The sequence below is a fragment of the Microbacterium sp. GXF0217 genome, assembly GCF_054798195.1.
The window spans coordinates 64,601-78,406 of the sequence record NZ_JBSJZG010000009.1; the positions used below are offsets into that span (position 1 = coordinate 64,601).

Below are 13,806 nucleotides of genomic sequence, written 5' to 3' on the forward strand. Positions count from 1 at the left end.
TGCTGCCTCACGAAGAGGCGCCGTCTATGCACTGCCCTGGTAGTGATCCGACCGGCGCGCACAGCGCACCCCCGGAATGTGGAACTCACCCATTCTGCCATGACTGATTTCGGTTCTGCAAACCCGGGCGTGTCGCGCCCTGCATCCGAAGCCACGACCGTGGGGCGAGGCATCCCCATGCCTCGCCCCACGTGGGGATGCGTTCAGCGCGAGGGGGCGCGCCGAACGCGGGGATTCGGGCGTGGAAGGGCGCCCTGATCCCCGTCGGAGGCTCGGCGGATCGACTGCCGTGTCGGCAGCGCGCGACGCGCAGAAGGCGTCACGAACGCATCGATCCCCAAAGTCGTTCCCCAGTCGTATGCACGGACGAGCCGTGCGGTTCGGGATCGCGAACCCCTTCGCGATTCCCAGCCGCAAGATCCCCAGGCGGCTGTCCCGATAGTAGCGGATGAAGGGCCCTCTGCGGCAGAGGGCCCTTCATCCGATCAGGCGCGCGTCAGGATCAGGCCGATCGGCGGCGTGCGATCAGCACGAGCGCCCCTCCGCCGCCGAGCAGAATCAGCATGGCCAGCCACAGCGCGAGAGTGTCGTCCAGACCCGTGCGGGGCAGCTCCTCGACGAACTCGTTGCGCACGTCGACGCTCACCGGCCCCTCGGCATCGGCGAGTGCGATGTCCGCGGTCACGCCTGGCGCGGTGAACGAGGCGCCGCTCTCGTCCGTGACCACCGTCATGGTGCGCACCGCACCGCCGGTCTCGGTCTCGGTGAGCGCGCACGTCGCGTCGACCGGCAGGTCCTCGTACGAGGCCGTGTAGCCGTCGTCCGCGCTGAGTTCGCGCGTCGCGCCGCCGGGGATCTCGATCGGGACGTCCTGGCCCTCCAGGGGTCGCACGCACGACAGCTCCACCGTGAACGGGCCGCCTGCGCCCTCGGCATCCAGGTCGCCCAGCCGAGTCTTGGTGACCAGGATCGACGTGACGTCGAAGGTGTTCGTCGCGGTCACGATCGACGCCGATGCCGGGTCCGTACCGGTTCCGATCACGACGACGCCGTCCGCGGGCGCGAGGGTCGAACCGGTCGCGCCTGCGGCGTCGGTCTCGTCGACCGTGCACTCGGTGCCGGTCGGGTACGGGCCGAACGTGCGCTCCTCGTCCGGACCGAGCTCGAACTGCTCGCCGAGCAGCGTCTCGCCCTGGTAGGTGCACACCGCCTCGAAGCCGAACGGACCCGCACCCCACTGCTCGACGCCGTCGCCCTCGGTGTTCTTCACGACCGTCAGGAGGCCGACGTCGAACGTGTTGGTCGCCGTGACCGTCCACTCGGGCGACGCGCCGTCGCCGAGCACGACCGCACCATCGGCGGGCGAAAGGGTCGAGCTCGTCGCCCCGGCATCGTCCGTCTCAGCCACGACGCATTCGCTGCCGTTCGGGTACGGGCCGAACGTCGCCGTCGCGTTGGCGTCGAGTTCGAACTCCTCGTCCAGGTATGTCTCCCCCTGATAGGTGCAGACTGCGGTGAAGGTGAAGGGCCCGGCGCCGTACAGCTCCGCCCCGTCGCCGACGACGTTCTTGACCACGCTCAGGATGCCGGTCTCGAAGGTGTTCGTGGCCGTGACCGTCCATTCTGGCGAGGTGCCGCTGCCGATCACGACCGCTCCGTCGGCCGGCGAGAGCGCCGATTCCGTCGCGCCCGCGTCGTCTGTCTCGGCGACGATGCACTCGGTGCCGGTCGGGTACGGTCCGAACGTCGCCTCGGCGTTCGGACCGAGATCGAACGTCTCGTCCAGCAGCGTCTCACCCTCGTACGTGCAGACCGCGGTGAAGACGAAGGGACCGCCGCCGTACTGCTCGGCTCCGGGTCCGTCCACGTTCTTGACCACGGTCAGGATGCCGACGTCGAAGGTGTTCGTCGCCGTCACCGTCCACCCGGGGGCCGCACCGTCCCCGATCACGACGGTGCCGTCGGCCGGTGAGAGCGTCGCGTCCGTCGCGCCGGCCTCATCGGTTTCCGTCACCGCGCATTCCGTACCGGCCGGGTACGGCCCGAACGTGGTCTGCGTGTTCGCGGCGAGCTCGAACTCCTCGTCCAGCAGCGTCTCGCCCTCGAGCGTGCAGACCGCGGTGAAGGCGAACGGGCCGGCCCCGTACTGGGCGGCACCGTCGCCATCCACGTTCTTGACGACGGTGAGGATGCCGGACACGAACGTGTTCGTCGCCGTGACGGTCCAGGCGGGATCCGCGCCCTCGCCCAGGACGACCACGCCGTCCTGCGGATCGAGCACGGCGCTGGTGGCGCCGGCGTCGTCGGTCTCGGCGACCGCGCACTCGGTGCCGGTCGGGTACGGGCCGAACGTGCGCTGCGCGCTCGGGTCCAGCTCGAACGTCTCATCCAGCAGCGTCTCGTCCTGGTAGGTGCACACCGCCGTGAACTCGAACGGTCCAGCGCCGAACTGCTCGGCTCCTGAGCCGGTGACGTTCTTCACGACGGTCAGGATGCCGGTGTCATAGCTGTTCGTGAAGGAGACCTCGGAGCCGGTTGTGCCGACCTCGACCGTCGCGCTGCCGTCGCCGTTGTCGATGACTCCCGTGCCGACGACGACCACGCCGTCCGCGCCGTCGGCGTCGACCTCGGTGACGAGGCAGGTCGAGTTCGCCGGGATGGTGTCCTCCGGGGCGGTGAAGGTCTCGCCGTCCTCGATCGTGAACGCCAGCTCCGTGCCGCCGTCCTCCCAGACGACGTCATCGCCGAGAGGCCCGGTGCAGGTGAGCGTGTAGTCGAACGGACCGAACGACCCAGCCGCCGCATCCGTGTCGACCGTCTTGGTGACCGACACGTCCACGTACTGGAAGGTGTTGGTCAACGACGCGGTCTGCGCCTCAGGGATCTCACCGTCCTCCGTCGCGGGAGTCGTGATCGTGATCTGCTGCGGCTCGGAACGGTCGATCTCGCCGTAGCTGCCGTCCTCACCCGATTCTGCGACGTCGCAGACCGTGCCGAGCGGGAGACCGTCGATGCGCGACGCGTAGTCGGCTTCGGCGGTGAGCGTCACCACTCCCCCGTCCGGCAGCGTCAGCGGAACGCCGGCCACGGTGCAGGAGACGGTGAACGTGAACGCATCCGGTGCGAGATCCGTCGCGCCTTCGATGACCTTCTGCAGCCCCAGATCGCCGTGCAGCAGCGTGACGCCGGCCTGGACGGGCGCCACCGAGTACTCGGCGCCGGCGCCGTCCGTCCCGACGGCTCCGATCTGGTTCCACGCGAAGCCGCCGGCGTCCGGCACCGCGATGGGTGCGAGGGTCGGGAAGTCGGCGGATGCCGGAGTGTTCCGGGTCTGGTAGTGCAGGCCGAGGCGATCGCCGGGTCCGAACACGCCGGAGGCCGTCGCCGAGAAGTCGATGGTGACGCGCATGCCGGTCACCGCTTCCCAGGGCCCGGCGTACTCGGTGGCACCGACCCACTCGGCCGTGGTGTCGCAGAGCAGGTCGCCGAACCATGCGGATCCGCTTCCGCTGCCGTAGCACGGCGCGGCGGACGTGGTGACGTCGAGCGACACGACGGCGCCCTCGGGGAGGGAGTTCGTCAGCAGCGACTCCGGCAGCAGGACGTTCTTGAACGTCGAGTTGCGCGCGGCGCCCGTCGCCAGCATCCGATCGCCGGGCTGCGGGAGCGGATCGACGATCGAGATCGTCGGGAAGCCGACCGTGCCGGCGTTGAGCACCGACACCTTCCAGTCATCCGTCGCGCCGACGGCCGTGTAGGCGGCGCACGGCATGCGCGTGTAGCTGTCCGCGTCGAGCGGGCACGCCTGGGCAGGGTTGGTCGGGTTGACCTGGCCGTCGACGAGCACGCCGTCGATCTCGCCCTTGACCCACTTGCTGGCCGAGAGCGCACCGCCGGGGGCCGGCTGCACGAAGTTCGTCGTGCCGCACTGGTTCGTCTCGAGGCCGTCGACCGTGCCCTGCCCGTTGCCGGAGGTGTTGGTGCAGGACGACAGCTCTTCCGCCGCGGTCACCACGAACGAGTTCGTGGTGAACTCCTCGAGCCCGAGACCGGGAAGCAGGGTCAGGTTGATCGTGATCGTGAACGACTCGCCCGGAGACATCTGCTGTCCACCGTCCGGCCAGGTGAACGTGATGATCTTCCCGGTCTCGTCGGCGGCCGCAGTGACGTCGGTCGACAGCGTGCCGCCGTCACTGGTCGCGTAGGTCGGCTCGGAGAAGTCCCACTCGAGGTAGTCGGGGAGCGTGTCGACGAGCTCGTCGATCGTCAGGTACCCGGTGCCGGTGTTCGTGAACGTCAGGGTCCACGGCAACGACGATCCGATGCCGACGATGTGGCTCGATCCCGGCTGCGTCTTGACGACGTCGATCGTGTGCGTGCCCGGTTCGACGTTCAGCGACGCCTGCGCGTCGTCATCCGCCGGGGCGTAGCGCCCGTCCGTGCGCTCGCTCACGATCGAAGCCTCGTTGGGGATCGTCGCCGGCGGCGCGAGTTCGGTGCCGTCACGCTGGGTGGTGAGCACCTGCACGTCGAAGCGCAGCTGCGCGGTCCAGTCGGCCGGCGGGTTGGCGTGCGAGAGCACGTCTCCCGACGAGTTCGAGAACACGGCGCGCAGGCCCACGACCGCTGTCGGGTCGACGCCCGGCAGCTCCGCGGTCGGACCGAAGGCGCCCTCGACCCACTCGGAGCCGATGAGCGCGTCGATGCGCACCTGGTCGGCGCCTGCGGGCAGCGTCGCCGCGAGGTTCGACGTGTCTGCGAGGCGGACGCCGTTCCAGAAGGCGGCGGCGTCGTCGGTGATCGTGACCTGGTGGGTCGCCGCCGTCGATTCGCCGTCGGTGGCATCCAGCGTGACGGCGACAGGATCGCCCAGCTGAGGTTCGAGCAGCGTCTCGGGCGCGATCGTCTTGGTCAGCGTCGCGTCGAGCATGGCGACCAGAAGCTGCACGGAGGCGTCGGCCTGGTCGAACGGCGTCGATGCCTGACCGCTCGGGGTCAGCACCGGGTCGTACGACTGGGCGATCACGTCGTTGTCGACGGTGCCCGGTGCGACGAGCTGGCCCGCGTCGCTGCGCTCGTACTGGCGCACGCGCGTCTGAATCGTGATCGTGAGATCGTCGCCCTGCTCGATGAGGCCGCCGTTCGTCTCGGGATCGGTGCCCTGGAACACGGCGCTCACGCCCACCACCGTGGCGAGATCGCCCTCGGCGAGGGCGGCGGCATCCGTGATCGACAGGGTGCGCGTGGAGAGCGAGCCGTCCTCGGCGCGGTCCCACAGGGTCACCGTGGACGCTGCCGGATCGACCTCGGCGGGGTGCGCGAAGGCGAGCGAGAGGACGTTGAGCCGCTCATAGGGGTTCGTGTCGGCGTCGTAGGAGGCGCCGTCGAACGGATCGGCATCCCAGGCATCCGGATCGCTGACGCAGTCTCCGATCGATCCCGGCGCGCACGTGATCGGATCGGTGACCCGCACGTACGATGCGCGCGCCGTGCTCCCGTTCTCGGCAACGATCGTGAAGGTCGTCGTCGGATAGTTCGCCGGGTCGACGTCCGCCGACTCCGGGATCGTCAGCGTCGCGGGGTCAGCGGTCTTGGTGACGTCGACGAGCGGCGGCTGATCGATCAGCGCGATGTTGTCCTGATCGCTGTCCGACCCGTTGCCGGCGTCCGAGACGTAGTCCCCGCGCACCGTGTTCCAGATCGTGCCGTCCACGTCGTCGTTGAAGTGCTGATCCGCGGTCGCCCAGGGCGAGTCGAGACCGGTGTCGTCGCGCACGACGTTGCGCAGCTGCCAGGTGAGGAAGCTGGGACGGTACTGGCCGATGGCAGAGGTCGCCAGACCCGAGCCCGGTTCGGGGCGGGTCGGGTCGGCACTGGCCGCACGGGCCGCGTCATCCGGCGTGTAGACCAGCGCGACGCCGGTCGTCCCGGCGGACTGCTCCGGGGTCAGAACGTGTCCCTTGAAGCCGCCGTCGGCGGCCATCCAGGTGCCGTCCGGTGCGGGGACGACCACCCAGGCTCCGTCGACGAACAGACGGACCTCGGTGATGTCGTCCCAGGCCAGTAGCGGATCGTCGGCCAGCGTGATCGGGTCGACGCTCAGCAGGTCGAACGCCTGGAACACGGTCTCGGCCGCGGGCGCGGGGTCCGTGCCGTCCTCCGTCGCCGGGTCGCTGAGCGTCAGCTGCTGGATGCCGGGGGTGCCGATGCGCCATTCGTTCCTGGTCGAGACGATGTCGCCGGACTGGGCGTCCAGCAGGTCGACGTCGGTGGTCTTGTCGTCGCTGTCGACCCAGCGCTTGTCCACGCCGAGCGGTCCCTCGCCAAGCGCGGGGATCTGGATGCCGATCGTGTCGGTCGCATCGACGATGTCGCTGGTGATGCCGTCCGGGAGCCCGTCGACGTCGGCGCTGCTCTGCGCGGTCGCCTCATCCTCGTAGACCGTCGGCTGCTGGGCGGCCGCGTCGTCCTCCGGCTCGTCTCGCGTGTCGGTCGGCCCGCTGCCGTCGCGCAAATCGCTGCGTGCATCGAAGACGACGTTCGGCTGCACGCTGAAGCCCTGGGGGAAGCCGTCCGGGTTGTCGAAGACGAAGCGGATGCCGGTGACGTCGGAGAGCGTGTCCGGCGCGGTGAGCGCGGCCGCCATCTCGGCGCGGCTCATCTGGAACACGAACGCCGTGTCCTGGGGACCGGCGGTCGTCAGCGTCTTCTCGACTCCGTCCGCGGTCCAGTAGACGATCGTGAGGGTGGTGTTCGCGGGCACCTGTGTGGGAGCGATTCCGGCGATGTCGAAGGCATTCCAGAAGTCGTCGCTCTGGTCATCACGCCAGGAATCCTCGACGACGATCTGGGTCGGCGAGACCTGCGCGACACCGGAACCGGTCGTGGCGGTGAGCCCCGCGACGACGCTGGTGCCGGGCTCGACGGCGCCGCCGGGGCTGATGTTCTTCTGGAGCGCGATGCTGATCTCGGGAAAGTACACCGCGATCGGAGCTTCTGCCTCGTCCGTCGCCTGCCCGACCGCGTTCTCGGCGGTGACGTCGATCGTGTTGGTGCGGGTGGCCGTCGGCTCGTCCTCGCTGACCAAGGTCACGGCGGGCAGGATGGTGACGTCGAAGGTGGCTGCGGCGCCCGCTTCGATGTCACCGGTGAAGACGATGTCGAACCCGGTGATGACGCCGGCCGGCGCGACCGGCGCCTCGCCGTTCGCGAACGGCACCGGCGTCTGCGCCACTCCGTCCACATACCAGGTGATGGTGGCCGCGGTCGCGCCTGCCGGGTATGCGATGCCGGTGGGGAACCCGCCGAACACCATGTCGGCGTCGAAGAAGCCCTGCTCGGACACCGTCATGGTCTGCACTGGGCCGTTGGAGTCGTTGCGGACGACGAGCTGCGCGGTCGACTCTCCCCCGGCGGCCAGTTCGGCCGGGGTGATCGTCTTGTCGGCACCGACATCGACGGTCAGCGCGCCGATCGTGTACGGCGCTTCCGCCGTGTCGCTCGCGGACTGGCCGTCGGCGTTGACGGTCGAGGTGATCGCGTTGGTGACGGCGGAACCAGTGTTCAGGCTCGAGCCATCGTTGCGGTCGGTCGAGCGCTGTTCGACGGCGAAGGCGGTGGATGCCGCGGCATCCGCCTCGATCGTCCCGCCTGCATAGGTGAGCCGGATTCCGCCGACCTCTGCGGGTTCGACGCCGTCGGGCAGTGCGGGGGCCGCCGCCGGGGTGCCGGACACCCAGCTCCAGGTGCCCGTCCCTTCGTCGTACACGTATGCGTCGACCTGGACGGTGGTGGCGTCCGGCGGGAGGGTCGTGGACGCGAAGCCGGCGAAGTCGACGATGCGGAAGGGGTTGTCGGCGCCGAGAGAGTTCGCGCCGTCGACGGCGCTGGTGGGTTCCTGGATGACGAGGGAGTCGCCGGAGAGGTTCGACTGGTTCTGCGCACCGATGGTGATGGTCGACTCCACGCCAGGTTCGAACTGCTGCGACGCAGGCTCCCAGGACTTGGATGCCTCGACCGCGACCGTCGTCGGAACGGTGACGATGACGTCGGCGGAGTCCGTGATCGTGGTCGGCACCTCGCCCGGCCCGTTGTCCCACGTGGTGCTGGCGGTGTTGGTGACCTGATCGGTGTTGTACTCCCAGTCGGCGGGCAGATCCGCAGGGACTTGCAGCGCGAGGCTGAGCTTCAGTGTTCCGCCCGCGGCCAGCCCCTCGCCAGCGCCGTCGTCGATCGGCTGCTGGAAGTCCACTTCGTACGTGCACGAATCGCTGACTTCGACGGGGTTGCCTGCTCCATCCTCAACGCATCCTTCGCTCGTGAGGGTCAGCGGAACAGTCGTCGGCGTGTAGGTCGCGCCCACGATCTCGAAGCCGGCGAGCTCGGCCGGCAGCGTGTCAGTCAGGACGACGTTCTGGCAGTCGGCGTCGAAGCATGCGAGGTCGACCGTGTAAATGAACTCGTCGCCGGGTGCCAGCCCGTCCTGCAGATCGAGCCCGTCGACCTGCTTGTCGATCGTGATGGCCGACTCCGCCGCTTGTGCGGCGGTCGGCACGACGAGCCCCGCGAGGATGAAGGCGAAGGCCGCGGCGACCGCGACGACGATTCGGAGGAGGGGCGACCTGGTGGTCTTCGCTGCGTTCGACGACATGCTGTGACTCTCCGTGCGTTCGATGAGGGAGCGCCGGCGGAGCCCCCCTCCGTCTATGAACCTACTGAACGAACGCTGAACGGGTAAAGGCCCTCTCGTTCGAAACGGGCGAGTTCGCGCCGAAAACGGCGAAGCGCCTCCGCAACCGTTCGGCTGCGGAGGCGCTTCGGGGGTCTCACTCGTTGCCGACGGCCTTGTCGGCTCCGTCGCGGATCTCGTCGATCTTGTCGGCGGCACCGGGGGCAACCTTCTTGGCGAAATCGGCGACTCCGTCGAGGACCTTGTCGCTGATGTCCTCAGCCTGCTCGCTCTTCACGGCCTCGGCGATCTTGTCCTTGTGCTCCTCGTAGAGGTCCTTGCCCTTGTTGACTGCCTCATCGATTCCCATTGCATCCCCTATCCGGTTCTCTGCCGGCCTGTTCCGGCCGACCCCTCACATTCTGTCCGGCGGATGCCGCAAGGGGAAGAGGCGGGACGATGCCGTGTCACCCCGCGTCTCACGCGTGCCCACCCGTGCGGCTGGCGTCAGTCGGCGGGTGTGTTGCCAGCGGCGTCAGGCGGCGAGGAGACCCGGCGTTGTCGGCGCGCAGACGGCAAGGAGGTCAGCCAGAGGTGCTCAGTGCCATCGACGCACAGTCTCTCAGGCGTCGCCGGTGTCAGGCGGCGAGGTTGTAGCGGGCGGTGCCGCCGAGGCGTGGGGTGCGGGTGGGGTCGACGTTGGCGGGTGGGATGAACCAGACTTTCGCGGTGGTGCCGGTGCCTTGGATGCGGATTTCCCAGCCGTTGTCGTGGACGCGGTGGTGACAGTTGTCGCAGAGCAGGACGCCGCGGCCCAGATCGGTTCTGCCGCGGTCGCGGTTCCACCAGTCGATGTGGTGCGCGCGGGTCATCGAGGGTGGGAGGGTGCACATCGCGCATCCGCCGTCTCGTTCCACGAGGGCGAGTCGTTGGGTGCGGGTGAAGAAGCGTTTCTCCCTGCCCCAGTCGAGGATCTCACTGTCGGTGCCGAGGACGTAGGGGATGACGCCCCCGTTGGCGGCGATGCGTCGGGCGGCACTGATGCTGATGGGCTGGTCGATGCCGTCGATGGATGCGCATCCGGTGCCATCGGCCAGGTCGTTCACCCCGACCCGGACGATCACGGTCGCCCCGGCGAGGGCAGGGGCGTTACTGTCGCAGCCGATGGCGTGGGCGGCGATATCGGCCAGAGCGTCGGCCTGCAACCGCGCGATGCTGCGCCGGTCGGCGTCGGGAGCGTCCGGGTCGAGGGCGCTCCCCCGTGCGTTCAGCACCGCGGTGACATGCCCTTCGATCGCGGTTTTGATCGGCGCACCGGTGGCGACGTCGACGTCCGCGTCGATGTGCAGGCGCCCCTCGCGTTCGAACATGACCAGTCTGTTCTGCGCCCGTGCTGCTTCCTCCCGGGGCAGGACCCCGTCGGGGTCCAGGTGCGCTTCGGTGCGGGTGAGGAGTTTACGGACCTCGTCCAACGACAAACCCGGCCGCCTTGTCGACCAGCGCGGCTGACCGCGTCGTGCAGAGGATGCGTCGTCGACATGCCTCCAGACTACTGAACCAACACGAAGAATGGAAGAGATGTTCGAAAGAAATGTTCGATTGTCGCGCGTCAGCGTAGTTGCACCCACCGTCCATGGACGCAGACCGCCTGGTACCAGCCTCAGGGCGGACTGTGCCGCGAGGGAATGCACGGTCCCCGGGAGAAATGACCACGCCCGCTGACGACCCCGAAGCTCGCGGACGAACCCCGAGAACGGCTACCGAGAATCAGTGCGCCGTGGTGCCGGGTAGGAAGACCGCACGCACCGTGCGGAACAGGATGATGACGTCCTGCATAAGCGACCAGTTCTCGACGTAGTACAGGTCGAGACGGATCGTCTCCTCCCACGACAGCGACGAGCGGCCGGAGACCTGCCAGAGCCCGCTCAGCCCTGGTTTCACGAGCAGGCGCCGATGCGCGACGTCGTCGTAGAGCGCGACTTCCGATGCGCGCTGCGGACGGGGGCCGACCAGGCTCATGTCGCCCAGGAAGACGTTGACGAGCTGCGGCAGCTCGTCGATGGAGTGCTTGCGCAGGAAGCGCCCGACCCTCGTGATGCGGGGGTCGTCCTCGATCTTGAACAGCGGCGAGTCGCTCGTGCCCTGCAGGTCGAGAAGCGTCGAGAGCTGATCGTCCGCGTTCGCCACCATCGAGCGGAACTTGCGCATTCCGAACGTGCGCCCGCCTCGGCCGATGCGGTCCTGGGAGTAGAAGATCGGGCCGGGTCCGTCGATGCGGATCGCGATCGCGGTGATGAGGAAGACGGGCGACAGCAGCACGAGCATGAGGATCGAGCCGATGATGTCGGACGTGCGCTTGAGGAACCGCTTGGAGCCCTCCATGCGCGGGAAGTCGACGTGCACGAGCGGCAGGCCGGCGACCGGGGTCGTGTGCAGGCGCGGGCCTGCGATGTCGGTGAGGACGGGCGCCATGATGAGCTGGATGTCGCGGTCGGACACCGCATACCCGAGGTGGCGCATCGTCAGGGGGTCGAGGTCGTCCGACCCGACGATGATCAGCGCATCGAAGCGGACGTCATCCAGCAGCGTCTCGACGTTCGCGATGTCGCCGAGCACTTCGAAGCCGGCGACGACATCAGGCGACGTGCCCTCGGTGATCACACCGACGATCTCGTACCCGCTGCTCTTGGCGCGGCGGATCTCGCGCGCGACATGGGCGACCTTCGACGGCTCGCCGATCACGACCGCCCTGTGCAGGTAGCGGCCGGACTTCTGCCGGCCGCGCAGCCACTGCCGCCATATCCACCGCGACAGCAGGAGGAGCACGAGTCCGAGCGGGAAGACGACGGCGACCAGCGCGCGCGAGAGGTTCATCCCGAGGAAGAACGCCATCGCGACGGTGACCGCGAACACGACGATCGAGGCGTTGACGATGCGGCGGTACTCGTCGGCTCCCTGGCCGACGATGTGGCGGTCTCGCGAATCCGTCGCGTCGAGAGCGAGCAGCCAGAGCACGCCGATCACGACGAGCGCCGTGATGTACGAGATCGAAGGGCCGTCCGGCCAGGAGACCCCCGTCGACAGCGCGGGAAGCACCGCGGTCGCCGAGACGACGAGCGCGAGCACGATCACGACGACGTCGCTGTAGAACAGACGGCTCGCATAGCGACGCGGCCAGGCACCAGGACGTGCCTTCTTGACCGGAGCGTGCGGGGGCCTCATGGGCTCCCCCGAGGCATCGGAGCTGCCGCGCTCGAGTTGAACGACGACGACCACCACCCCCTACACGGACACCAGAACCGCAGTCATTCTAGCGGCCTTGGAATTTCCTGGGAGGGAGACTCCCGGTTCTCAGCCGGCGCAGCCGTCGGTGACGACGGGCTTCTCGCTGTTGACCATCGGGTTGGTCAGCACCTGGAGCGGCCCGTTGTCGCCGGCGGGTCCGACGAACGTCGCCGTCACATCGACCGAGTCGCTGGGGTCGAACCACGCCTCGAACGCGACGACCGGCCGCCCGAGGTCGTCGACGTCGCGGTGCATCACCGAGACCTCGTCGCCGTTGAACGTGGCATCGGCCAGGGTCGTCCCCGGAGGGCCGTAGACGAAGATCCAGTCGCGGAAGCGCGCACCGAACGTCATGCTCTGCACGTACCGCGGCAGTGCCTCGGCCTGGCGCTGCGACAGCGGCAGCGTCAGTGCACCGTTCACGGTGTAGGTCGCCGTGTCGCCCTCGCAGACGGAGGTCGCCGACGTCGCGGTCTCGGTGAAGTAGTCGATCTTCGACCCGTTGCTGTTGTTGAAGTAGATCCCGACCGAGGTCGTGTTCTTGTTGTTCTCCGGCAGGACGCCGCTCATGCGGGTGCCCTTGATCGCCTCGGCGATCTGCTCGTCCTCACCCCAGACCAGGACGCTGCCCTGCTTGGCGCTCTCGGTGATCGCCCACATCATGTCCTTGATGTCGAAGTCGCCGGTGGCGATCTTGTCGAAGACGGCGGCGGCGGTGTCGGCGAAGAATCCGTCGACGAGCTCCGGCTCCTTGTACGAGTCCCAGCGGCCGTACACCTCGCTGAGCAGCAGCGAGACGGCGTTGTCCTCGGAGAGCACCTCTCCCGATTCGAGTTCGATGGGTCCGGTCGCGACGAGGATGCGCGACAGCGCGATCGGATCGATCGAGATGACGCCGGCAACCTCGTCCGGCGCGATGTCGCGCTGCCACCAGGCGCGCAGGATCTGCGCCGCCGTGGGGAAGTCGGGTCGGCTGGTCGACGTGTTGATGTGGTCGACGAGATAGCTCGTGTACAGCTGGATCGCGCTGTCGGGAACCGCGACGTCGACGGCGGTGCCGTTCTGGTAGCTGCCGCTGTCGCCCTGCGCGCCCATCGTGATCACGCCCCGGTCGACCTTCACGAGCGTCTGAGCCGCCGCGCTGCCGCCGAGCGCGAGCGACTCGGCGTTGTTCTGGAAGGCCAGCAGGTAGTTGCGCTCTCCGTCTCCGCCGAGGAGCTCGGGCAGGATGCCGATCATCGGCGCTGCGGCCGACATCACCGCGTCGACCTGATCGACGCCGTCGCGGACGACCGAGATGAGGAACGGCGAGTTCGAAACCGAGTCCAGCCCGTCGGCGAGCTGGACGATGCGCTCGCCCTCTTCCTCGGACGCGTCGAGGAGACGCACCGTGACCGGGGCGCTGTCGTCACCGGCATCCATCACGGGCAGCGCGACTCCGTTGACGAGCGCGTCGAGCGACTGCGCCGCGAGGCGCACGCCGCGCAGGTTGTCGCCCGCCACCGGCACCCACTCCATGAGCCACCACACCGGGTCGGATGCCGCGGCCGACGCGCTCTCGGCGTTCTCGGCGAGCTCCGGGAGGGCCTCGTCGACGTTTCCGCCGTTCTGGATGTCGCTGATGAGCTCCTGGCTCTTGACGAGGCCGTCCTTGACCGTGAGGGCGCGAAGACCCACCCAGCAGACGGCGAGGAGGAGTGCGATCACCACGAGCGTGAGGATCAGCCAGACGCGACGCCGGCGGCGGCTCTTGTCCGTCGTGTTGTCGTCGACGGTCTGCGCACGCCTGCTCTCAGCGCTCATGGAGGACTTGCCTTTCGTACGGGATGCAACCGATGCAGTCTACCTGCGGC

Annotated in this window: 5 protein-coding genes; all 5 read right to left on the reverse strand. The window is 68.5% G+C overall.

Annotated elements, in window-relative coordinates:
* Nucleotides 1-502: 502 nt before the first annotated feature.
* Nucleotides 503-8,650, reverse strand: a complete 8,148-nt coding sequence (locus ACWAT3_RS16155; protein ID WP_460800042.1) for a DUF5979 domain-containing protein — start codon at nucleotides 8,648-8,650, stop codon at nucleotides 503-505.
* Nucleotides 8,651-8,825: 175 nt separating this feature from the next.
* Nucleotides 8,826-9,038 (reverse strand): hypothetical protein, encoded by a 213-nt coding sequence (locus ACWAT3_RS16160; RefSeq protein WP_429458587.1) that lies wholly within the window; start codon nucleotides 9,036-9,038, stop codon nucleotides 8,826-8,828.
* Nucleotides 9,039-9,306: 268 nt separating this feature from the next.
* Nucleotides 9,307-10,359: a DUF222 domain-containing protein gene (locus ACWAT3_RS16165; RefSeq protein ID WP_460800044.1), complete on the reverse strand. Its 1,053-nt coding sequence runs from the start codon at nucleotides 10,357-10,359 to the stop codon at nucleotides 9,307-9,309.
* 76 nt (nucleotides 10,360-10,435) lie between these two features.
* Nucleotides 10,436-11,890: a sugar transferase gene (locus tag ACWAT3_RS16170; protein ID WP_460800046.1), complete on the reverse strand. Its 1,455-nt coding sequence runs from the start codon at nucleotides 11,888-11,890 to the stop codon at nucleotides 10,436-10,438.
* 129 nt (nucleotides 11,891-12,019) lie between these two features.
* Complete coding sequence (locus tag ACWAT3_RS16175; RefSeq protein WP_460800048.1) at nucleotides 12,020-13,756, reverse strand: DUF4012 domain-containing protein; 1,737 nt, start codon at nucleotides 13,754-13,756, stop codon at nucleotides 12,020-12,022.
* Nucleotides 13,757-13,806: the final 50 nt, after the last annotated feature.